17 protein-coding genes, 1 tRNA gene and 1 pseudogene are annotated in these 21,173 nt (G+C 58.5%); 4 read left to right on the top strand and 15 right to left on the bottom strand.

What is annotated here, in order from left to right; translation table 11 throughout:
* Nucleotides 1-96: 96 nt before the first annotated feature.
* The 8 genes from BM079_RS13510 to BM079_RS13550 form a co-directional block, all read right to left on the bottom strand.
* Nucleotides 97-1,026 carry a DUF4365 domain-containing protein gene (locus BM079_RS13510; protein ID WP_090135069.1) on the bottom strand — a complete coding sequence of 310 codons (930 nt, stop codon included), beginning with the start codon at nt 1,024-1,026 and terminating at the stop codon, nt 97-99.
* A gap of 75 nt (nt 1,027-1,101) precedes the next feature.
* The gene (locus tag BM079_RS13515; RefSeq protein WP_090135071.1) at nt 1,102-2,109 is read right to left on the bottom strand and encodes a PIN domain-containing protein; all 1,008 of its coding nucleotides are present in this window, start codon (nt 2,107-2,109) and stop codon (nt 1,102-1,104) included.
* A gap of 78 nt (nt 2,110-2,187) precedes the next feature.
* Nucleotides 2,188-2,709: a hypothetical protein gene (locus BM079_RS13520; protein ID WP_090135075.1), complete on the bottom strand. Its 522-nt coding sequence runs from the start codon at nt 2,707-2,709 to the stop codon at nt 2,188-2,190.
* A 636-nt stretch (nt 2,710-3,345) separates the two neighbouring features.
* Nucleotides 3,346-3,687 carry a hypothetical protein gene (locus tag BM079_RS13530; protein WP_090135079.1) on the bottom strand — a complete coding sequence of 114 codons (342 nt, stop codon included), beginning with the start codon at nt 3,685-3,687 and terminating at the stop codon, nt 3,346-3,348.
* Between the two features lie 715 nt (nt 3,688-4,402).
* A complete protein-coding gene (locus BM079_RS13535) occupies nt 4,403-4,600 on the bottom strand; it encodes a hypothetical protein (RefSeq protein ID WP_090135081.1) in 198 nt (65 codons plus the stop codon).
* Between the two features lie 288 nt (nt 4,601-4,888).
* Nucleotides 4,889-4,965 (bottom strand) — tRNA-Arg (locus BM079_RS13540).
* 78 nt (nt 4,966-5,043) lie between these two features.
* Nucleotides 5,044-5,751: a response regulator gene (locus BM079_RS13545; protein WP_090135083.1), complete on the bottom strand. Its 708-nt coding sequence runs from the start codon at nt 5,749-5,751 to the stop codon at nt 5,044-5,046.
* Entirely contained in the window at nt 5,741-7,684 is a 1,944-nt protein-coding gene (locus BM079_RS13550) for an ATP-binding protein (RefSeq protein ID WP_090135085.1), read from the bottom strand. The genes BM079_RS13545 and BM079_RS13550 overlap by 11 nt, the downstream gene beginning before the upstream one ends.
* 217 nt (nt 7,685-7,901) lie before the next feature.
* On the opposite strand from BM079_RS13550, the gene BM079_RS13555 reads away from it, so the two are divergent.
* From BM079_RS13555 to BM079_RS13570, 3 genes and pseudogenes are all read left to right on the top strand, one after another.
* A complete protein-coding gene (locus BM079_RS13555) occupies nt 7,902-9,815 on the top strand; it encodes a potassium transporter Kup (protein ID WP_090135087.1) in 1,914 nt (637 codons plus the stop codon).
* A gap of 70 nt (nt 9,816-9,885) precedes the next feature.
* Nucleotides 9,886-10,809 carry a restriction endonuclease gene (locus BM079_RS13560; RefSeq protein ID WP_090135089.1) on the top strand — a complete coding sequence of 308 codons (924 nt, stop codon included), beginning with the start codon at nt 9,886-9,888 and terminating at the stop codon, nt 10,807-10,809.
* Nucleotides 10,810-11,124: 315 nt separating this feature from the next.
* Nucleotides 11,125-11,815 (top strand): annotated as a pseudogene (locus BM079_RS13570) (DDE-type integrase/transposase/recombinase); the annotation flags it as partial.
* A 95-nt stretch (nt 11,816-11,910) separates the two neighbouring features.
* Here BM079_RS13570 and madM read toward each other — a convergent pair.
* The 4 genes from madM to BM079_RS13595 form a co-directional block, all read right to left on the bottom strand.
* On the bottom strand, nt 11,911-12,672 hold the full coding sequence (madM, locus tag BM079_RS13580) for a malonate transporter subunit MadM (protein ID WP_090135096.1): 762 nt from the start codon (nt 12,670-12,672) through the stop codon (nt 11,911-11,913).
* Between the two features lie 67 nt (nt 12,673-12,739).
* Nucleotides 12,740-13,153, bottom strand: coding sequence for a malonate transporter subunit MadL (gene madL, locus BM079_RS13585; RefSeq protein ID WP_090135100.1), 414 nt, complete (start codon nt 13,151-13,153; stop codon nt 12,740-12,742).
* A gap of 164 nt (nt 13,154-13,317) precedes the next feature.
* On the bottom strand, nt 13,318-14,853 hold the full coding sequence (locus BM079_RS13590) for a malonate--CoA ligase (protein WP_090135102.1): 1,536 nt from the start codon (nt 14,851-14,853) through the stop codon (nt 13,318-13,320).
* A gap of 65 nt (nt 14,854-14,918) precedes the next feature.
* A complete protein-coding gene (locus BM079_RS13595) occupies nt 14,919-16,280 on the bottom strand; it encodes a malonyl-CoA decarboxylase (protein ID WP_245743067.1) in 1,362 nt (453 codons plus the stop codon).
* A 155-nt stretch (nt 16,281-16,435) separates the two neighbouring features.
* On the opposite strand from BM079_RS13595, the gene BM079_RS13600 reads away from it, so the two are divergent.
* Nucleotides 16,436-17,134, top strand: a complete 699-nt coding sequence (locus BM079_RS13600; RefSeq protein WP_090135107.1) for a GntR family transcriptional regulator — start codon at nt 16,436-16,438, stop codon at nt 17,132-17,134.
* 22 nt (nt 17,135-17,156) lie between these two features.
* On the opposite strand, the gene BM079_RS13605 is transcribed toward BM079_RS13600, so the two are convergent.
* The 3 genes from BM079_RS13605 to BM079_RS13615 all read right to left on the bottom strand — a co-directional run bounded on the left by BM079_RS13605 (nt 17,157) and on the right by BM079_RS13615 (nt 21,169).
* A complete protein-coding gene (locus tag BM079_RS13605; protein ID WP_090135109.1) occupies nt 17,157-17,885 on the bottom strand; it encodes a FadR/GntR family transcriptional regulator in 729 nt (242 codons plus the stop codon).
* 340 nt (nt 17,886-18,225) lie between these two features.
* Nucleotides 18,226-19,803, bottom strand: coding sequence for an aldehyde dehydrogenase (NADP(+)) (locus tag BM079_RS13610; protein ID WP_090135112.1), 1,578 nt, complete (start codon nt 19,801-19,803; stop codon nt 18,226-18,228).
* A 37-nt stretch (nt 19,804-19,840) separates the two neighbouring features.
* Nucleotides 19,841-21,169, bottom strand: a complete 1,329-nt coding sequence (locus BM079_RS13615) for an enolase C-terminal domain-like protein (RefSeq protein ID WP_175489711.1) — start codon at nt 21,167-21,169, stop codon at nt 19,841-19,843.
* Nucleotides 21,170-21,173: the final 4 nt, after the last annotated feature.

Raw genomic sequence — 21,173 nt, forward strand, 5'->3', positions numbered from 1 at the left:
GTGCGTGGTCGTGGCGCGTTGGTGAAGTATCTGAGCCATGGATCCTCCTCCGTTAGTGAGTCATACCATAAACCACTACACTCCGGGACCATACACCTAGTACATGTAAATTTCTTCATTGGTTTCACCTAGCTCAGTTAATGTATAAAACTTCCCATCAGTAGGTGAAAGCATATCTGAATATGTATACAAGAGTCTAAAAACATCAATACCTTCACAAGAGTTCATTCGGCAAACAACCTCTTCAGATAGCGCTAGTTTTTCTTTGCTTTCAGAAATAACAAAAACGAATAATCTAGGCTTGTCTTGTGAATGACCACAAGAAGAAATATTGAGATCTCTCCATGAAATAAACTTATCTAAATGCGATATTGAAAACTCTTCATAAATATCATAGTGGTGTGCAACGTATACATATTCAAATGTCTTCTCAAGCTCCCCCATACATGTAAAATACATGAAGTCTCGTGGCTCATACATTAGTGGGCATATATCAAGACGTCCATACTCTGAATACTTGTGATACTTTTCGCTCAGAAACTTGAAAAGTGCTAGCTCTACGATATCTGAATGCTGTGGCATTCCCGCAATAGAAACAAGCCTACTTTTACTCTCATGGTTAATGGTTTGGTTTTTTGGTACCAAAATTTTCCATCCGCACCTTGTGTCTTCTACATTCGTGCGAGTAACTTCCACCCAGCAGCAAACATCACTTTGTTCGTCACATATAATAATTATTACAGGTAGCGAATGAAGCAGCCAGTATTTAAGGTGCTTGTTTTCACCATAAAAAACATAGCCATCTTCTTTTTCATATTTCAAATATGACTTCCCTGTTTTAATTTGTACTGCAATTAGGCGACCAGTACCTTCTCTGTTTTCGTTTACTATTTCAATATGACCGTCTATACCAAGATCATTCTTTGGTTGCTCACGGAAGATCCAAGAAAGTTCTCGCTTTACCTTTAATGAAACAAGATCAACTCCAATATCACCAGTTTTATCTGATTCTGAATAGTTCGACATGCATAAACCTTAGAGTCACTTATTTCAGCCTAACGCCGCATTCAACGGCTTGTCCGTTGTAATGCTTTGTTACCTTTAGGTGTCTAACATATCCCATTCGTCACCTAACACCCAACGTAGTGCCGATAACTTGCCATTGATCATCCCCCACTCAAAGTCACTCCATGGACCTGTGTCTTCATATTTTCCTTCCACGCGTTCGGCTGACTTGATAGCACCCTCGAGGATATGCTCATGAATCACATCTGATCCATAGCGCTCGGTTCCTTCTGGTATGACTTCAATTTCACCATGTTCGATACCCCACATACGATTTTGGTGGCGGTTGTACCAGACTTTATCAACCAACTCATCCATAGCGTCCAACATTTCTCTCAAACCCCGAGTTTCTTCTGTAAAATCGTGCTCAAACTCGAATTCAGCGAGCGAGTCTGGAGCAATCTGATCGATAGCTGAAGCTAGATTGTTGAAGTATAAAGAGTTCGAGATTGAGAATATCTCGTCAAAATCTGCATGTGGCTTTCGATGATCTTTCGAGGAAAAGTCGCTGTGATTATGGGTAACAAAAATGCAGGTATCATGATTACTGTTGAGGCTGCTCATAAATTCAAAAAACTGCTCAATGATGACAGCATCCGCGACAGAGTTTTTGCTGATATGAAACGGAGCTCTTTTTTCGAGCCCACGTTGAACGGCGGCGATTTTAGCACGGTCACTAACTGGTATGATCTTTGCAGATTCAATTAACCTTTCAACTCTATGGATCGTTGCGTAGTTCGCTTCAGTCAAAAGCGGCAATCTTGCATTGATATCATTTAGAACTTCCATGGTCTCGGCTTGCTTTTCACCAGCAAACTCATTTACCACAGCTTTGACCTGCTTGAACTCTTGAGACAATCGTTGAGCAGTTTTCTTCGCCACACTCTCTTTATTTCGCTCATACTCTTCAATAACCAGATCGGCTAAAACCAATTTCACACTGCTTGAGCCCACCAGTTCCTCTAGTGCAGATACGAGGGGGAGATCACTCCTCTTCGTGGAAACATCCAGCAAGACACATGTATCGAGGAAGATGTAGTTCATATAGCCTTTATTCTGGTTTATCTCTCGTCACTGTAGCCGACTCAAGTTAACGCCGTTTAACTGGCTTTCAACGAACCTTTAAGATCGCTTTAGTAAGCCAGAAAGCAATAAGCATAGGTTGACTATTGCAGAGGCCAATTCTTCATATTCGCCTTCTATAGCCACCTTCTCACAGGTCCGGTTTTGATTTACCAAGGTGATGAATTTATTGATTTGTTTCTCACCATTATCAGGAGTTAAGTTATGTGCATATAAGTCTCTTAACAAAGCTAAGATTTTCATTGCTTTATACATCCATGGCATTACTACGTCTTCGGCTTGCATGGCTTGAGCAAAAGCAACCAACTGTCGATAGTTTATCTCTTTACCATCTATCATTTCCGGACGCTTTAGATTGGAACGAACAAACTCTTCAAATAACTTTTCTATCAACAAATGCCCACTAACTATTACATAACGTGGATCATCTGCATTTGCAGGCATAAAACGCTCTATTTCAAGCTTTGTCATCAGCATCGTTTTTACAACATGCTTAAACTCATCTGTTTTCGTGTATTCTTCAGCTGCAGCCAGTGCCGCATCCATTTTTTCAAAGTCCATGCTTTATCCTGTGCCTGATTGCCACCAGGGTTGCCAGTTAACAGGTATTAGACAGCCGGCTCGTTTATTGACTTGAACGAGCGCGCGCGTTCAACATTCTTATGCCGCCACACCAATCCATTGATTTTTCGGTGTGTTTTCTTTGACGTGGCTATATAAAACCAATAAACGAGCATACTGCCTTTGCCAGCAGGGCCGCTTTGGGTCGCAAGCTGCCATTAAATAAGTTCTGCAAAAAACCCACAGAACAGAAATGGTGTTCTGTATACCCTTGATCGATGAACTATATTATTGTCTAATTCTTGCGCCCATTTTTATCATAAGTGATTCGCTCATGGGATTGAATCCAATGGGCTGAGTTTTCTCGGGTATTGAAACCACAGCCAGTCTTACTCCCTTTGTTACCTTTTTGGACTACTCCAGTTGGTATATGCTTGACAGCCATTGCTATCTCCTTTTATGAGTTCTGTCGATAGGGCCTACCGATTCAACAATCATTCTTGGCAGCTAAGGTTTAGATGGTTGTTTGCTATTAGTCTCTGACCTCTCGCATTTCTAGTATGTCGGCTTGGTCACCAGTAAGCTTTAGATTACATTCGGCCGCGAGGGCTCTCAATAAACGATGTCATTTGATCTTTATTCTTTCTGTATTTTTACCCACTGATGCCGGTAATATCCCTCTTCGCTGTCGCAACTTTGACAGGTCAAGTTTTCTTGATCATCAGATCGACGATAAGCATCTAGTAATGCCTCACCTTCTAGCCTCACAGAACAGTTGTTGTGATGCCCTCCTGGGTCAGTTACACCCGAGCACGTTACTGACAGGTATGGCTCAAGTATCGCTTTTTGTTTTGGTGATAATGAAGTAAAGCCATGCGATATCGCACGTTTCGCAATTCCTCCCGCCCCATCAAAAGTTGCATTATCGAAGACACCCTGAGTTAGTTGATGATCTAGTATCTCTTCTACAACTCCCATGACTTTCTCCTTTTTGTATTGTGGTCCGTTCGGCAAGAATGTGGTCAATCCCGTACCTTGGATCGCATTGCCAATCTCGCCACGTCCGCTCTGGGTCGTAACTGGCCAGCTTGCATGCCTTCTCATGCCCCTACTGATGGCTTAACACCTCAGTTACGATGAGCCCTAGACTTCTCTACCCTTTTATAGGGCCGATCCACTTAGCACCCCGACCATCAATCTCTCTTCCAATTCTCACCTCCCGACGCGCTGTCGACTCCCCGCCCCGCCTGCGCGCTAAATGGGTCGGTTTTATTGCACCCTTGCAGAGGCCGCCGGACCGCCCCAGTGCTGGGACGCGCAGCGGTTTTGGACCCCAAAAAAATTATGCGTTTTCTTGCATTTCACACCGCCGTCGCAGAGTGATGTGCAGTAAAAAAGCGGTTATATGACCACCGCGCCGGCCGCGGCCTCAAAACAGGTGTCTCCTGCGGTGCACTGCAAGCTCTTGAGGTCTTTTCAGCACAATATTCGAGCGCACTGATTAAGTAAAGTTGTGTAAAGAGAGGATGAGACAAAAGGAGCATTCATCACGACCCCCTTTCGCTCGCCAGAATGAAATGAACATGCCTGAATCCAGCCGTATCTGGTCACTATGTGGCAGAGCTCTTATCGCTGCACATGGCCACAAAAAAGCCCCACACGTGGTGGGGCTTTTCAAAATCAGCAGTCATCATCAAACGGCATTGTCGTCGCTGTTCTCATCTTCGCGCCGGGTCAACTGCCCCTCCCGGTTGCGAAGGTTCGCCTGGGGGGTATTGGTCTGCGTGTATTCGACCTGTGTTCGGCTATTGGTCTGGCGATGGTCTACATAGTGCAGCAGGGCAAGTTGTGCGATCAGAAAGCCAAAGCAGATCACAATACCTTTCAACATGTCTTTTATCCTGGTGTCGGGAAGGGTTAATAAGGGTGGTGACGTTAACGCATTATTAAAAGCGTTTACCAGTAGGCTTCTAATCAGTCTCACTCATGAGCCTGTATTGTTTTGGCCAGCATGGCCCCGGCACCCAAAAATACCGATGGCCGATCTTGGTTCGGAATATATGTCTTTCAGGTGCTGAATTGAATAAAAAAAGCAGTAATAGCGAAGCCTTGAAAGCGCTATTTTTACAGCATTTTCAGGGGCTTAAAGGACTGGAAAGGAATACCTGGGAAGGGTCAGTGGCGCCCGCGGCAGGACTCGAACCTGCAACCCACGGCTTCGAAGGCCGTTGCTCTATCCAATTGAGCCACGCGGGCAGTGATGCGTTGCGCATCAACGGGCCTTATTCTAACGGGACAGGGCCGGCATGAACAGGGGCCATTTTCATTGTCTTTTCAAGGCGCTGTATCGCTTTCCACCATCAGTCGGTAGCCGATGCCGGCTTCGGTCTGGATCAGCGAGGGCGTGCGCGGGTCATCGCCGAGTTTCTGGCGCAGCCGGCTGACCAGGATGCGCAGGTAGTGCGTGTTGTGTTCAAACACCGGCCCCCACAGTTCGATCAAAAGCTGCCGGCCCGTCACGATCTGTCCGGGCGTTTGCGCCAGCCGGGCCAGAAAGGCGTATTCCCGCGGGGTCAGATGCAGCGTTTCGCCACCCCGACTGACCCGGCGCTGCACCAGATCGATATCGATGTCGCCGGCCCGTATCGGTGTCAGTGACGTTTCTGCCCCGGCGTGGGCACGAAGCGCCACGCGGATACGCGCCAGCAGCTCGCGAATGCCAAAGGGCTTGGTCACGTAATCCGCAGCGCCAGCATCAAGGGCAGCGACCTTCTCCTCTTCACCTTCGCGCACGGACACCACGATCACCGGCGCCCGGCACTGCCAGTGCAATGACTTGAGCACTTCCTGTCCGTCCATGTCGGGCAGGCCGAGATCCAGCAGGATCAGATCGGGCAGGACACTCTGCGCCATTTCAATGCCTTCACGGCCGCTGGCTGCCTCGCTGATCTCGAACCCCTGAGAGTGCAGACTGATGCGCAGAAAGCGACGAATCTCGCGCTCATCGTCGATGATCAGGATATGGGTCGTGTCAGTCGTCATGGTCAAACGCCTCGGGCGTCTCGGTGCGTGCCAGGCGGATCACAAAGGTCGCGCCCTGCCCGTTGGGGCCTGCCTCGACATGCACGTCGCCGCCGTGTGCGCGCACCATGCTGCGACAGATCGTGAGGCCCAGCCCGCTGCCATGCGGGCCGGAATCCGCCTGTTCACCGGTAAAGAAGCGCTCGAAGATACGCTCGCGCAGCGCCTCGGGGACGCCCGGCCCTTCATCGTGAACGCACAGACACACCTGATCACCGTCGGTGTGGCCGGCCAGGGTAATCTGCCCGTGCTCCGGCGAGAGGCGAATGGCGTTTTCGAGAATATTGACCAGTGCCTGCTCGATCAGGGCGGCATGCACATGCAAAAGCGGCAGATCATCGTCCCACGAGCGCACGACATGAACCCGATTCAGCGCCCGGCCCAGCCGCGTCAGCGCGCCTTCGAACAGATCACCGGCGGCCACCCAGTCACGCTTGATCGACAACCCATGCCCCAGCCGTGTCATGTCCAGCAGGTTCTGAATGTAGCGATCAAGGCGTTCGCTTTCACCCAGCACCGCCTCCAGAAGCTCCTGGCGATCCTCGCGGTTCAGACTGTCATCGAGATCACGCAGGCTACTGGCAGAGCCAATGATCGAGGCCAGCGGCGTGCGCAGGTCGTGCGATACTGAGGACAACAGAGCAGCCCGCAGGCGTTCGTTGCCTTCGGCCAGCCGGGCATCGTTCAGCGCCTCGACCAGCGTCACCCGGGTCAGCGCTGCGGCAAAGAGGCGAAAAAGCGTGTCGAGCAGCACGGGTTCCTCCCGCGCACGCCCTTCGCGACGCTCATCGATGGCCATGGCGATCACGCCCAGAACGCCGGAGGCATCGGTCAGCGGCACCATGCGCCAGCGCAGGTCGCTGAACATGGCGCTCCCTGCCCCGCTGGGTTCGCCATGGTGATAACTCCAGGTGGCCGCTTCCATGACCAGTCCTTCCAGCACGAGCTCGCCCGGGTGCGCGGCGCTGAGGGTCGGGATGACATCGGCTCCTTTACATTCCAGAAAGGCACACGGCAACGAGCGGTCACGCGAGACGGTGCTGACAATAATGTCGCGAATACCGGCACGATCCGGTGCGGCCGACAGCGCCCGGGCAGTGATGAGCAACTGTCGAATCTGATGGCGGCTTTCACGCAGCGCCATCATGCGTCGTCTCAGCGCCCCGCCCAGTTGACCGCCGATCAGGGCCACCAGAAGAAACAGCCCGACCGTGGAGAGCTCACCGTGCTCGATCATCTCGAGGCTAAAGCGCGGGCTGGTAAAGAAGAAGTTATAGGCCAGCGCGGAGAGAGCGGCGGCCAGCATGGCCGCCCGGGCGCCGGCGGCCAGCGCCGTGACCAGCACCGCGCCCAGAAAGATCAGCGAGAGGTTGGCCAGATCCATCTTCTGCGCCACCAGCCAGGCCACGACCAGCGCCAGCCCCACACTGGCCAATGGCCAGTATCCTTCACGCCGGGTCAGCCGGGGCCAGTGCGGCCACCGCCCGCGGCGAGGCGCGGGCCTGCCGGCGACCACCACGATGTCGAGCGTCTCCAGCGCGCTCATCAGGCGATGGCCGATATCCGCTCGAGGCCATAACCGGAACGACGGTGCGGCGCGCCCGATGACCAGCGTGTCGGCATGGCTGCGCCTGGCATGATCGGCCAGCTCATCGATAACGCGCTCACCACTCAACAGGCACCACTCACCGCCCAGATGGGCCACCTGGTGCGACAGGCTCTCCAGTACTGCCGGTGGTGTGGGCCGACGAGCGGTCTCCACATGTACCGCCCGCCAGCGATCCCCACGCCGACGCGCCATCTGTGCCGCCGTTCGTATCAGTGACGCGGCTTCCATCCGACCCGGCACCGCCACCAGCATGTGTACATCACCCCGCCCCTGCGCCTGATCCATCACGCTCGCCCTCGCCCGGAAAGCCCACCTCTTGAGTGTGCACGCCGGCGCGCAAGCGCCCAATACACCCGGCGTAAAAGTTTCGTAAAAACCGCACCGGCGGCGTTGTGGCAGGCGCCGGCCGATCTCAATATGCCGATAGCCGAGCCGATAATCCTGTCGGTGCTCGGGCCCTTTTCCCGCCAACACGCGCTACGGCGCGACATGGATATCGTCAATGACCACCGCCACAACCGGCCACGCTGCAGGATCGCCACACAATGCGTCGATGACGACGCTGACCATCGCCGCCGTCGGCGTGGTGTATGGCGATATCGGCACCAGTCCGCTGTATACCCTCAAGGAGGTCTTCACCGGAGGCTACGGCCTGCGCCCTGACGACAGCGGCGTGCTGGGCATCCTGTCGCTGATCTTCTGGTCGCTGGTGTGGGTGGTCACGCTCAAGTACGTGCTGGTGGTGCTGCGCGCCGACAATCAGGGCGAAGGCGGCATCATGGCCCTGACGGCGCTGGCGCGGCGCGGTGTGACGCATCGCCATCTGCAGTTGACGCTGGTGATGCTGGGGCTGGCGGGGGCGGCGCTTTTATACGGCGACAGCATGATCACGCCAGCCATCTCGGTGCTGTCCGCCGTCGAGGGGATCGAGGTCGCCTATCCGCCCATCGCCCACTGGGTGGTGCCGGTGGCACTGGGCATTCTGATTGCGCTGTTTGTGATCCAGCAGCGCGGCACGGCGACAGTCGGCAAACTGTTCGGCCCGATCACGCTGCTGTGGTTCGCCTCGCTGGCCGCGCTTGGCGTTTACGGCATCAGTCAGGCGCCGCAGGTACTGGCCGCGGTCAATCCGCTGCATGCCCTCGAGCTGTTTCGCACTAATCCGGGGATCGGCATCATCATCTTCTCCTCGGTGGTGCTGGCGATTACCGGTGCCGAGGCACTCTACGCCGACATGGGCCACTTCGGCCGCCGCCCCATCGCCCGCGCCTGGCTCTGGATCGTGCTGCCGGCGCTGGTGCTGAACTACTTCGGCCAGGGGGCGCTGCTGCTCCAGAGGCCGGAGGCGATCAGCAATCCGTTTTACCTGCTGGCCCCGGACTGGGCGCTGTGGCCGATGGTGATTCTGGCCACCGTGGCGACCATCATCGCGTCTCAGGCGGTGATCACCGGTGCCTACTCGATGACCTATCAGGCTATCCAGTTCGGCTTCATTCCGCGCATGCGTGTCTTTCATACCTCAAGCGCCGAGCGCGGTCAGATCTACATTCCCACGGTCAACTGGCTCCTGATGGCCGGGGTGGTGGCGCTGGTACTGGGCTTTGAAAGCTCGACCAGTCTGGCGGCGGCGTATGGCATTGCGGTCACCGGCACCATGCTGATCACCTCGCTTTTGCTGTCGGTGGTCATGATCAAGCTGTGGCGCTGGCCGCTGTGGGCCGCCCTGCCACTGCTGACCGGTTTTGTGCTGGTCGATGCGCTCTATTTCAGCGCCAATATCGCCAAGCTCTTTCACGGCGGCGCCTTCCCGGTGCTGGCCGGCATCGTGCTCTTTACCCTGATGAGCACCTGGTGGCGCGGCCGGGCGCTGCTGGAAAAACGCGTGGGCACTGACCTGCCGCTGGAAGGGCTGATCAACAGCCTGCGCCGTCAACCGCCGCACCGGGTCAGCGGTACGGCGGTGTTTCTCTCCGGCCGGCGCGAAGTACTGCCGCGGGCGCTGCTGCATAATCTGATGCACAATCAGGTGCTGCACGAGCGCATCATTATCGTCACGGTCGAAAACGATGACCGCCCCTGGCTTGCCGGTGAAGCGCGTGTGCAGATGGAAACGTTCGAGGACGGCTTTTATCGTGCCATCATCCACTTTGGCTACATGGAAACCAACGATGTGCCGCAGGCGCTGTGCGCCTTCAGCCGGTCCCGGGAAAGCACGGCCACGCCCTTCCCCTTCGAGCCGATGAAAACCACCTGGTTTCTGAGCCGGGAGACGCTGGTCAGCTCGCCGCACGTGGGCATGGCGCGCTGGCGCGAGCGGCTGTTCTCCTTCATGCTCAAAAGCGCTCACAGCAACATGCAGTTTTTCCATCTGCCGCCCAACCGTGTCGTGGAGCTGGGCAGTCAGGTGGAGGTGTAGGACAATACGATCACCGGCCGGGGCATTGCCCGGTCGGATGATCCTTTACCGGAGCCGTGCGCGTCACCGTATGCCGATTCCCGATTTTCACGCCCTGATGTATCCCCTTTTGCAGCTTGCCGCCGGGGTGGAGGCGCTGCGCCTGCGCGACAGCTACGCGCCGCTGGCCGATGCCTTCGAGCTGACCCCGCAGGAGCGCCATCAGCTCAGCCCCAGTGGTCAGCAGTATCTTTTTAATAACCGCGTGACCTGGGCGGCCAGCTATCTGCGCAAGGCGGGCCTGCTCGAATCCTGCGGTCGCGGACTGGTCGCGATCACGCCGCAGGGCGTCATCACCCTGCGGGAAGTACGCCATATCGACATGGCCTATCTGATGGGCTTTGAATCGTTTCGCGAGTTTCGCCGCCGTACCGGCAGCCACGCGCCCCGCCCAGGGGGCCCGGAAGATGCCGCAAGCGTCGAGGACGTGCCGGACTGCCTGACCCCGCTGGAGAGCATGGAAGTGTCATGGCGCGCCATTCGCGCCGATCTGGAGTTCGACCTGATCGAGCGGATGCAGCAGATCCACCCGGCGCGCTTTGAGCAGCTGGTGATCGACGTGTTGATGACCATGGGCTATGGCTGCGGCGAATCGGCCGGTCAGAACGTCGGCCAGAGTGGCGATGGCGGTATCGATGGCATCATCAACGAGGACCCGCTGGGCCTTGAGACCATTTATCTGCAGGCCAAGCGCTGGGTGAATCCGGTCGGTCGACCGGACATTCAGAAGTTTTCCGGGGCGCTTTCCGGCAAGCGGGCGCGCAAGGGCGTATTCATCACGACCTCGCATTTCACCCGCGAAGCGCAGGAGTACGTGACCGGCCTTGAAACCCGCATCATCCTGATCGACGGGCCGCAGCTGGCGCGGCTGATGATCGATCACAACGTTGGCGTCTCCACCGTCGACCGCTTCGAGATCAAGCGACTGGACAGCGACTATTTTCTGGAGGAGTGACGGGCTGCCGGTGGAGTAACCTATCGCTGGCAGAATGACGCGCTGGAAGAGTGGCGTTTCACCCTTGTGGTCATACGCAAGAGCCAGAGCGTGCGTGAAACGCCATCGCCGCCGACCTTTCGGTTCGGCGGCGATGACATCTGCTGCGAACCAAACGTCCTTTATGTTCTGTCTGAAAAGTCATGGCTGCTACGCTGCCCCTGTTCACCGAACAGGAGACTGGCATGGCAGGCCGCTACGAGCTTTCCGATTAGCGTTGGCACATGATCGAAGACATCGTTTCTCCCCCGCAGACCATGGGGCGCCTGCGCCGGGATGACCGGCAGATGCTCAATTGTATTTTCTGGGTTCTCTGCTCAGGGATTGCCGGGTCGTTCGGACCGTCCCCGCAAACGTAGCCGCTATATCGTGCCGGACAAGAGCTACGATAGCGATGCGCTGAGACACTACTGCCATCGTCTCTATCAGCGCCATGACATTAGCCGGTTGCCACGTGAAACCGGACCAAAAGCAAAGGGACAAACCTTCAGGGCAACTCCGATCGGCTATCTGCATCTCGATATCTGTGACGTTCACACCGGCGAAGGGCGGGCATATCTATTCGTGGCGGTCGATCGCACCTCGAAATTTGTCCATGCCCGGCTTTATCAGAAGGCCAATCGCGATCAGTCTACCGCGTTTCTGGAAGACGTCGTGCAACAGGTGCCTTACCAAGTGCATATGGTGCTGACCGATAACGGTGCGCAGCTCGCCAAACGCCGCGGCACAGAGACCTGCAAGCCGCACCGCTTTGATGTGATCTGCCGTGAACACGGCATCGAGCACCGCCTGACCCGCCCCTTCCACCCATGGAACAATAACCAATGGTCAGGTCAAACGGATGAACCGAACCCTGAAGGACGCCACGACCCGCAGCTTTCATTACGCCACGCTGGAAGAGCTGGCTACGCATCTGAAGGATTATCTTTGGGCCTATAACGGTGCCCGGCCGTTACGCTCACTGAAGGGCAGGACATCCATCGGATTTATTCTGGAAATATAGCAGGGTGAATTAGGCAGGTTCCATCAGAACCCAGACCACTACTTCCCGGGACCAAACACCTAGAAAAACAGGCGCACGCCCAGAAACAGCACCGTGGGCGCCAGCAGGATGCCCAGCCCGGTATAGAAGGTGGCGGTCATCGCTCCATAGGGCACCAGTCGCGCATCGGTCGCGGCAAGACCTGCCGCCACGCCGCTGGTGGTGCCGATCAGCCCACCAAAGATCATCGCCGAACGCGGGTTATCCAGCCCGATCATGCGCGCCACCATGGGTGTGGCAATCATGGTCAGAATCGATTTCACCAGTCCCGCGGCAATGGAAAGCGCCACGACCTCGGAGCTGGCGCCCAGCGTGGCCCCGGTCACCGGCCCCACGATGTAGGTCACCGCACCGGCGGCGATGGTGGTGATGTCCACGGCGCTGGTATAGCCAAAGCCCACGGCGACCACGGCGCCGGCCAGAAAGGAGACCAGTACACCGGCAAAGAGCGCCACCAGCCCGCGCATTCCGGCCTTTTTGATTTCGGTGAAGCGGACCCCATAGGCGGTGGCGATGATCGCCAGATCACGCAGCATCCCGCCGCCCATCAGCCCCAGCCCCGTAAACAGCGACACATCCGCCAGCCCGTGGTCGCCACCGGTGTAAATGCCGCCGAAATAGGCCAGCGCCAGCCCGATCAGAATGGCGATCGCCGAGCCGTGCAGTCGATTGGCGGTCAGGTGTTTACTCATCCAGTGCGAAACGAACATGGTCAGGCCGATGACGGCAAAGGCCGCAATCAGATGATACTTGTCCAGCAGTGACATGATGGAATCGTTCATGAAGCTCTCCGTGAGCCGTCGCGCAATGCCCGGTGACGGCCCTCAGCGGTAGGATGGCAGAACAGGATCAGTGTTGTGCACGGCCCTGGACCGGTGGTGCCGGGCGGGTATCCAGCGGCGCGGCGTCCTCGACGCGCTTGCCGGTCAGAAGCGGCACCATGGCAAGCCCCAGGGCCACGGCCAGCGCGCCGGCCAGAATGGCGACCATGCCACCACTGAACGCCGCCGCCACGTTCTGACTGGCGGCCATGGCCACCACGATCGGGATATACATCGCGTTCCAGAAGTTGATGCCGCTTTCGGTACTTTCCGGCAGGTGATCATGCGTCTTGAGATAGCCGGTCACGAAAATCAAAAGCAGCATGGCGATCCCCACGCCGCCAAGATTGGCATCAATGCCGAGCAGCTGCCCCAGCACATCGCCAATGATCAGGCCGACCAGCATGCAGCCGGCCAGCAGTGCCACGCCATAAATCACCATGATTCATCTCCTTGTGGTTGTCGGTTCGGACCGCCCATCGTGGAAGTACCGCGATGGCTGCGGCCGACAATGACGTCATGGATCGTCGTTGTTCTTGTTGCCTGTCAGTTGCCTGTCAGTTGCCTTCTGGTGGCCTACCATGCGCTTGGTGCCACCGGGCGGGCTCAGTGATGAGCGGGTGCCTCCTTGTAGGTGTCGGCGTAGCGCTCGCGCAGCACGTTCTTTTGCACCTTGCCCATCACGTTGCGCGGCAGCGCGTCGATGAAAAACACCCGCCCGGGCTGCTTGTAGCGGGCCAGCTTGTCCTTGAGGGCGGCCAGCACCTGCACCTCCTCGAGGCGAGCGTTGTCACGCAGAACCACCGCCGCCGTGACGCCTTCGCCCAGATCCGGATGCGATACACCGATGACCGCCGACTCGAGCACCTCCGGCAACTCGTCGATCCACTGTTCGATCTCCTTCGGGTAGACGTTGTAGCCCCCGGAGATCACCAGATCCTTGTCACGCCCGACAATGCTGAGATAGCCCTTGTCATCGATCAGCCCCAGATCACCCGTGATAAAGAAACCGTCATCGCGGAACTCTTCGCGGGTCTTTTCCGGCATGCGCCAGTAGCCCTTGAACACGTTGGGCCCACGCACCTCGACCAGCCCCGTTTCACCGTCCGCCAGCAGCTGGCCGCTGTCACGGTCGGTAATGCGCACCTCACTGCCGGGCAGCGCCATGCCGACCGTACCGGGCCGACGCTCACCGTCATAGGGGTTGGAAGTGTTCATGTTGGTTTCGGTCATGCCGTAACGTTCCAGAATGGCGTGACCGGTGCGCTCGGAGAACTCGCGATGGGTTTCGGCCAGCAGCGGCGCCGAGCCGGAGATGAAAAGCCGCATGCTGGCCGTGCGTTCGCGATCCAGCCGGGGGCTGGCCAGAAGGCGGGTATAAAAGGTCGGCACACCCATCAGCACCGTGGCGCGCGGCATCAGATCCAGCAGCTGCTCGATATCCAGTTTTGGCAGCAGCGTCATCGACCCACCCACCGTGAGCGTGACGTTGCAGGCCACGAAAAGGCCGTGGGTATGGAAGATCGGCAGCGCATGCAGCAGGTGATCACGCTCGCTGAACTGCCAGGTCTCGACCAGTGCCTGGCTGTTGGCGGCCAGGTTGCCATGGGTCAGCATGGCGCCCTTGGAGCGCCCGGTGGTGCCGGAGGTGTACAGAATCGAGGCCAGGTCGTCGCGGTCCACTTCGGCAATCCCGGTCTCCTCGGCGGCGTCTGCGGCCTTTTGCATCAGGCTGCCGTCACCGTGCACGCCCAGACTCTCGACGTGCGCCACACCGCAGCGGCTGGCCAGCCCCCGGGCTTTTGCGAGATCATCGGGCCGGCAAATATAAAGCCGCGGCTCGGCATCCGTCAGAAAGTATTCGATCTCGGCCTCGGTATAGGCGGTGTTGAGCGGCAGCCATGCCGCGCCCACCTGCAGCGCCGCCAGATAGAGCATCAGCGCCTGCGCACTCTTGTCGACCTGGACCACCACGCGATCACCCGGCGTGACGCCCAGCGACAGCAATACGCCGGCAAAACGTCGTGACTGCATCAGCACGTCGGCGTAGCGATATTGCTCGCCCTCGGGCGTGTCGATCAGCACCTTGTCAGGATGGCGTTCGAAATGGGGATAAAACTGCAGATAAAGGTTGTGGTTCATGAAAACTCCTGCCCGTGAATCCTTGTGCTTTTGCAGCCCCGGGGGGCCGATCACCCCTGCCCGCGTCAGGCGTTGTCCCGCGATGCCAGGCGCTTGCGACCGTTTCTGGCCTGACGGCGAATATCGCTGGCACAGACCACCGTGCCCTCACGGCTGAAGGCTTCATGGTTCTGCTCGATACGATCCAGCTCGTAGAGGTAGTTGACCATCAGGCCGTGCGCCTGCTGACACCCCTTCTCGGAGGTATCCCCCGGCCAGTTGATCCGATGCAGGCTGGCGCCGTTGCCCAGGTGAAAACGGGCCACCGGGTCCAGCGGCTGCCCTCGCGCGTTGCGCGCTTCAAGCAGATAGTGCGCGGCCAGCCCGCGCAGCTCCGGTGCCAGCTTCTGACGCTCGGCCTGATCCAGCGACCAGCTGCCGCGGTCCAGCGCGGTACAGACCTCATCATCCTCGGAAAGCTCGCCCTCCTCACGCTGCGTCTCGAGCCAGCGGGCAAACCCCGGGACCGGCGAGAGCGTGACGAAGTTGACCAGCCCCGGCAGATCCTTCTTGAGCTCCTGGACCACCTGCTTGATCAGGAAGTTGCCGAACGAGATGCCCTTGAGACCGCTCTGACAGTTACTGATGCTGTAAAACGCGGCCGTGTCGGCCTCGCCCGGCGCGACCTCCTCACCGCCGGCCAGAATGGTCTGGATGTTGTCGGGAATGCCCTTGCACAGTGCCACTTCCACAAAGATCAGCGGTTCATCACCGGTCGCCGGGTGAAAGAAGGCGTAGCAACGTCGATCACCGGGGTCGAGTCGCCGGCGCAGGTCCGACCAGTCCTGAATGGCATGAACCGCCTCATAGCGAATGATCTTCTCCAGCACCGCCGCCGGCGTGTTCCAGTTGATGTTTTCAAGCATCAAAAAGCCGCGATTGAACCAGGAGGCAAACAGGTGGGCGAAGTCGTCATCCAGCGGCGCCAGCTCTGGACGGGTCTTTAAAAAGCGCAGCAGATCAGCGCGCATGGTGACCAGCTCATAGGTACCACCCGGGCACAGGTTGAGCCGGCGCAGCAGATGCTGGCGGCGCGGCTCGCAGGCGGCAAAGAGCTTCTGGAGCGTGGCGTTGTCTTCCTGCTCGCTCCAGTCCCGGTAGGCCTTGTGAATGCTGTCACTGTCGGCGGCATAGTGTTCGGCAAGCATCTCGAAAAAGGCCAGCCTGTCGGCATCATCAAGGCTTTGATAGCGCAACAGCGCCTGCTGGGCGATCAGGATCTGGGACGCTTCCCCACCGCGCTGCATGAGCGTTTCGCAGCTCGAGGCCAGCTGCGCCAGGCTCGCCTTTTTGTCATTGCTGTCACCGCCGGTGCTGCGAAATCGTTCGCGGGTGCGGCGTTCGATGCTCGACAGCAGCTCCTGCAGGAAATTCATGTTGACGTTCATGGCAGCCCTCACCGGTCACTTGAACGGGCATCCCGACACCCGAAGACGAATTTTGCTTGTCATCAACAGGAAAGATACATTTCATATACATGTCATCGCCCTGTTATATATAACAGCTGGTATACAACATCCGCGCACCGACCGAGGGTGTCAACATGGGAGAAAGTCTATTGAATGAAAGTCCAGGAGGGCGTATTCCGCAGGCGCAGCGACTTCGTGATCTGCTGGAAGACGCCATCGTGGAAGGCCATTATGCGCCGGGCGATCGCCTCGACCCCGAAGCGCTGGCGCGTCAGTACCAGTGCTCACGTACCCCCATCCGGGAGGCTCTGACCCAGCTGGCGGCTTCCGGCATGGTGAAGGTCGCCCCCAAACGCGGCACCTTCGTGGCGCGACTGGGCGTCACCGAACTGGTGGAACGCTTTGAAGTGATGGCCGAGCTTGAGGGCATGTGCGGTCGTCTGGCCGCACGACGCATCACCGATAAGACCCTGACGGCGCTGCAGGGGGCGCAGGCCGACTGTCGTCAGTGCATGCTTGAAGAGGATGTGAACGGCTATTACTACAAAAACGGCGAGTTTCATCGCCTGATCTATGAGGCCAGCCAGAATACCTTTCTGGCGCAGGAAGCCAGACGCCTGCACGCCATGCTAAAGCCCTATCGGCGCCTGCAGCTGCACGCCCGTCACCGGCTGGAAAGCTCCTGGTGTGAACATGAACGCATCGTGACGGCGCTGACGACCGGCGATGCCGACACCGCCCAGCGCGAACTCAAGGATCACGTGCTGCTTCAGGGCGAGCGCTTCAATGATCTGGTCGCCTCGATGCAGCATCTGGGCCAGACCAGAGCCTGACACCGCTGACAGGGTACCGGCGTCACTCCTTTTCGCGATACGCGCAATAGGTCTGTCTGGCACGGGCGAAATGCCGTCTGACAGCGTCCTCAGCGCGCTCAGGATCGCGCGCCAGCACGGCGTCCAGAATGGCCTGGTGCTCGCCGGCCACCATCTCGAGATAGCGCCGTGCCGCCTCGACGTTCAGCTCGTTGCTTAGCAGCCTGGCGCGCGGGATGGCCTCCTGGCTGAGCGGTTCGTAAAAGGAGAGAAAGAAGGGATTATGCGTGGCCTCGATGAGCGCACGATGAAACTGGTAGTCCTCGTGACGCGCCTGCCGGCCCTGCTTCATGGCCTCCTGAAAGGCGCCGTGAGCGCTTTCAAGTCGGCGGGCATCATCATCGTCATGGCGCTCGGCGGCAAGCGCCGCGGCACGCGGTTCCAAGGTCAGGCGCAGTTCCAGCACATGAAGAATGTCCTCCACGGTGTTGGCGCTGATGCGCCGGGCCGGCGACGGTTCCGACCGGGGCGTCTGGATGACGCGCGTGCCGATCCCACGCCGGGTTTCGATCAGCCCCGATGAGCGCAGATGGGCAATGGCTTCGCGCACCGCCGTGCGGCTGACGCCAAACATGTCGCACAGCTCGCTCTCGGTGGGCAGCTTGTCACCGACCGCAATATGCCCGTTGGCAATCGAGGTTTCCAGCTGCCGGGCAATCTGTGCCGACAGACTGCCCTGCTGGGTAATGCGTTCGAGTTTGAGCATCTTCATTTTGACGTTTGATACCTGTCGTGACGCGTGCCGGTAACCCCTGAAAGGGTTTCCAGACTGTTCCAAAAACTGTTCAGGCGTTCCAAAAACTGTTCAGGCGTTCCAAAAACTGTTCAGGCAAAAGCATGCCGACATATGTCGGCATTGTCCCCTGACAGGGCGCCAACAGGCGTTGCGCGTTTGGCACTGAGATCATATATCGTACAAAAAACATGACTTCCTTTACCAGGAGCTGCCCTCTCCCTTCTTATACCGTCATGGATTGTCACCCTGCATATAAAGGGGCCTGCCACTCGGCAGACCCCCTCGATTCAATCCAGACACTTATACGCCTGCATGATCAGTCTTCGCGTTTGCCATCTACCAGACGGTTGAGCTGGTACGGGTTGGCCTCACGCAGCGCTTCCGGAAGCAGGGCATCCGGCAGGCTCTGATAGCAGACCGGGCGCAGGAAGCGCTTGATGGCCGCCGTACCCACCGAGGTGGTGCGGCCGTCAGACGTGGCCGGGAACGGGCCACCATGGACCATGGCGTCACAGACTTCGACACCGGTCGGCCAGCCATTGACCAGGATACGGCCCGCCTTGCGCTCAAGGATCGGCACCAGGGCGCGAGCGCTTTCCAGATCAGCGTCGTCCATCTGCAGGGTGGCGGTCAGCTGCCCTTCCAGATGCTCGGCGACCGCGGCCAGTTCGTCGCTGTCAACGCATTCGACGATCAGCGAGGTCGCGCCGAAGACTTCATCCTGCAGCGCGGTATCGGCCAGAAAAGTCTGCGCCGAGGCGGTGTACAGCCCGGCCTGGCAGGCGTTCATGCCCTCGCCGACCGGCCCGCGGCCCAGCTCGGTCACGCCGTTGTGGCCGGAAAGACGCTCGACACCTTCGCGGTAGGCGTCGCTGATGCCGGGCGTGAGCATGGTCTGGGCGTTGGCATCGGCCAGCGCATCAATAGCAGCCTGCTTGAAGGTCTCGAGCGCCTCGCCCTTGATGGCGATGACCAGACCCGGGTTGGTGCAGAATTGACCGGCGCCCATGTTCAGGGAACCTACAAAGGCCTTGCCCATGTCGCGACCACGCGCCCTGAGCGCTTCCGGCAGCGGGAAGACCGGATTGATGCTGCTCATCTCGGCGTAGAAGGGAATCGGCTCGTCACGCGACTGCGCTACTTTCCAGAGCGCCATGCCGCCGTTGCGTGAACCGGTAAAGCCGGCCGCCTTGATGCGCTTGTCGCTGACCAGCGCCGTACCCACATCACGACCCGAGCCGTAGAGCAGGGAGAAGACGCCTTCCGGCAGTCCACAGCGCGACACAGCCTTTTGGATGGCACGACCGACCAGCTCGGAAGTTCCCGGGTGGGCACCATGCGCCTTGACGATGACCGGACAGCCGGCCGCCAGTGCAGAGGCCGTATCACCACCGGCGACCGAGAAGGCCAGCGGGAAGTTGCTGGCGCCGAACACCACGACCGGGCCCAGCCCGATATGGCGCTGGCGCAGATCACCACGCGGCATCGGCTGACGATCCGGCATGGCGGGGTCAACGCGGACGTCCAGCCACCCACCGTCACGCACGACGCGCGCAAAAAGCCTCAGCTGACCGCAGGTACGCCCACGCTCGCCCTGAATGCGCCCTTCGGCCAGACCGGTTTCAGCGACGGCGCGCTCGACCAGCGCATCGCCAATGGCTTCGATCTCTTCAGCGACGGTCTCCAGAAAGACAGCGCGGTCTTCAAGCGATGTCTCGCGGTACTGATCAAAGGCCTGCCAGGCCAGTGCGCAGGCCTGCTCGACCTCGTTGCTGCTCCCGCCGTTATAAACCGGCTCCAGCTTCTCGCCCGTAGCGGGATTGATGGCCTGAACCGGATCGCGCGTGCCCTTGATGGCGTGCTGTCCGATAAGAAGTTCGCCTGTCAGTTGCATCTTTGTCTCCTGATGGTTGCATTGCGTCTTGCCAGGTTCAGCGCACCAGCGCGGGGCGCTTGGGATCGAAGGTCCAGCCGTCGATCAGATACTGCATGGCGGTGGCATCGTTGCGGGCGCGAACGTCGAGCGAGCGATAAAGCGCGTGTGCCTCATCCAGCTTGCCCTGGTCCAGCGTCACGCCGAGCCCGGGAGTGGTCGGCACGTTCAGCTTGCCGTCACGAATTTCAAAGGGCTGCTCGGTCAGGCGCTGACCGTCCTGCCAGATCCAGTGGGTATCGATCGCCGTGATCTCGCCCGGGCAGGCCGCTGCCACGTGCGTCATCATGGCCAGCGAGATATCGAAGTGGTTGTTGGAGTGTGAGCCCCAGGTCATGCCCCACTCGTCACAGAGCTCGCCAACCATGACCGCGCCCTGCATGGTCCAGAAATGACAGTCCGCCAGCGGAATATCGACCGAGTTCATGATGGCCGCGTACTGCAGCTGCTTGAAGTCGGTCGCGATCATGTTGGTGGCCGTGCGAAGACCGGTGCGGCGCTTGAACTCCGTCATGGTTTCGCGACCCGACCAGCTGCCTTCCTGACCGCAGGGGTCCTCGGCATAGCTTAGAATGTGACGAATCGGCTCCAGTACCCGAATGGCCTCTTCCAGCGACCAGGCCCCGTTGGGGTCCAGCGTCAGACGCGCCTCGGGGAAAATCTCGTGCATGGCGCGGATACAGTCGGCTTCCTGCTCGCCCGCCAGCACGCCGCCTTTCAGCTTGAAGTCGCGAAAGCCGTAGCGTTCGTGCGCGGCACGAGCCAGCTCGGCGACAGCTTCCGGCGTCAGCGCCTCCTGACAGCGTAGTCGCTCCCAGTCATCGCGCGGATTCTCGGCAATCGGATAGGGAAGATCGGTCTTTTTGGGATCGCCCAGCAAAAACAGATACCCGAGCGCCTCGACCTCATCACGCTGGCGCCCCATGCGACCCAGCAGATCGGCGACCGGCATTTCGACGGCCTGACCGTAAAGGTCCAGCAGCGCCGATTCGATGGCGGTCAGCACATGCACCGCCACACGCAGGTCAAAGGTCTGGCGACCGCGCTCTTCCGGTCCACCGCGGGCCAGTAGCTGCCGGGCGTTGTTGAGCGTGCCCTTCCAGGCATTGAGTCGGGTGCCTTCCACCAGCGAACGGCACTTTTCGAGCCCCTTCAGGATCCCCTCGCTTGAGGGAATTTCGCCTACGCCGCGGTTACCGGCATTGTCTTCCAGAATCAGCACGCAGCGCACAAACCAGGGCGCATGACCGCCGCTGAGATTCAGCAGGAAGCTGTCATGACCCGCGACCGGCACAATGGTCATGCGTGTAATGGTAGGCAGTGACATACAG

The organism is Kushneria avicenniae (genome assembly GCF_900112585.1).
In the GTDB taxonomy this organism is placed as follows: Bacteria; Pseudomonadota; Gammaproteobacteria; order Pseudomonadales; family Halomonadaceae; genus Kushneria; species Kushneria avicenniae.

What these genes read in the sequence shown, in the direction of transcription:
- BM079_RS13560 (WP_090135089.1), top strand. Translation starts at nt 9,886, where the DNA reads ATGCCGATTCCCGATTTTCACGCCCTGATGTATCCCCTTTTGCAGCTT.
- BM079_RS13530 (WP_090135079.1), bottom strand. Translation starts at nt 3,687, where the DNA reads ATGGGAGTTGTAGAAGAGATACTAGATCATCAACTAACTCAGGGTGTC.
- madL (WP_090135100.1), bottom strand. Translation starts at nt 13,153, where the DNA reads ATGGTGATTTATGGCGTGGCACTGCTGGCCGGCTGCATGCTGGTCGGC.
- BM079_RS13515 (WP_090135071.1), bottom strand. Translation starts at nt 2,109, where the DNA reads ATGAACTACATCTTCCTCGATACATGTGTCTTGCTGGATGTTTCCACG.
- BM079_RS13535 (WP_090135081.1), bottom strand. Translation starts at nt 4,600, where the DNA reads ATGTTGAAAGGTATTGTGATCTGCTTTGGCTTTCTGATCGCACAACTT.
- BM079_RS13610 (WP_090135112.1), bottom strand. Translation starts at nt 19,803, where the DNA reads ATGCAACTGACAGGCGAACTTCTTATCGGACAGCACGCCATCAAGGGC.
- BM079_RS13600 (WP_090135107.1), top strand. Translation starts at nt 16,436, where the DNA reads ATGGGAGAAAGTCTATTGAATGAAAGTCCAGGAGGGCGTATTCCGCAG.
- BM079_RS13550 (WP_090135085.1), bottom strand. Translation starts at nt 7,684, where the DNA reads ATGGATCAGGCGCAGGGGCGGGGTGATGTACACATGCTGGTGGCGGTG.
- BM079_RS13545 (WP_090135083.1), bottom strand. Translation starts at nt 5,751, where the DNA reads ATGACGACTGACACGACCCATATCCTGATCATCGACGATGAGCGCGAG.
- BM079_RS13555 (WP_090135087.1), top strand. Translation starts at nt 7,902, where the DNA reads ATGACCACCGCCACAACCGGCCACGCTGCAGGATCGCCACACAATGCG.
- madM (WP_090135096.1), bottom strand. Translation starts at nt 12,672, where the DNA reads ATGAACGATTCCATCATGTCACTGCTGGACAAGTATCATCTGATTGCG.
- BM079_RS13590 (WP_090135102.1), bottom strand. Translation starts at nt 14,853, where the DNA reads ATGAACCACAACCTTTATCTGCAGTTTTATCCCCATTTCGAACGCCAT.
- BM079_RS13520 (WP_090135075.1), bottom strand. Translation starts at nt 2,709, where the DNA reads ATGGACTTTGAAAAAATGGATGCGGCACTGGCTGCAGCTGAAGAATAC.
- BM079_RS13595 (WP_245743067.1), bottom strand. Translation starts at nt 16,280, where the DNA reads ATGAACGTCAACATGAATTTCCTGCAGGAGCTGCTGTCGAGCATCGAA.
- BM079_RS13510 (WP_090135069.1), bottom strand. Translation starts at nt 1,026, where the DNA reads ATGTCGAACTATTCAGAATCAGATAAAACTGGTGATATTGGAGTTGAT.
- BM079_RS13615 (WP_175489711.1), bottom strand. Translation starts at nt 21,169, where the DNA reads ATGTCACTGCCTACCATTACACGCATGACCATTGTGCCGGTCGCGGGT.
- BM079_RS13605 (WP_090135109.1), bottom strand. Translation starts at nt 17,885, where the DNA reads ATGAAGATGCTCAAACTCGAACGCATTACCCAGCAGGGCAGTCTGTCG.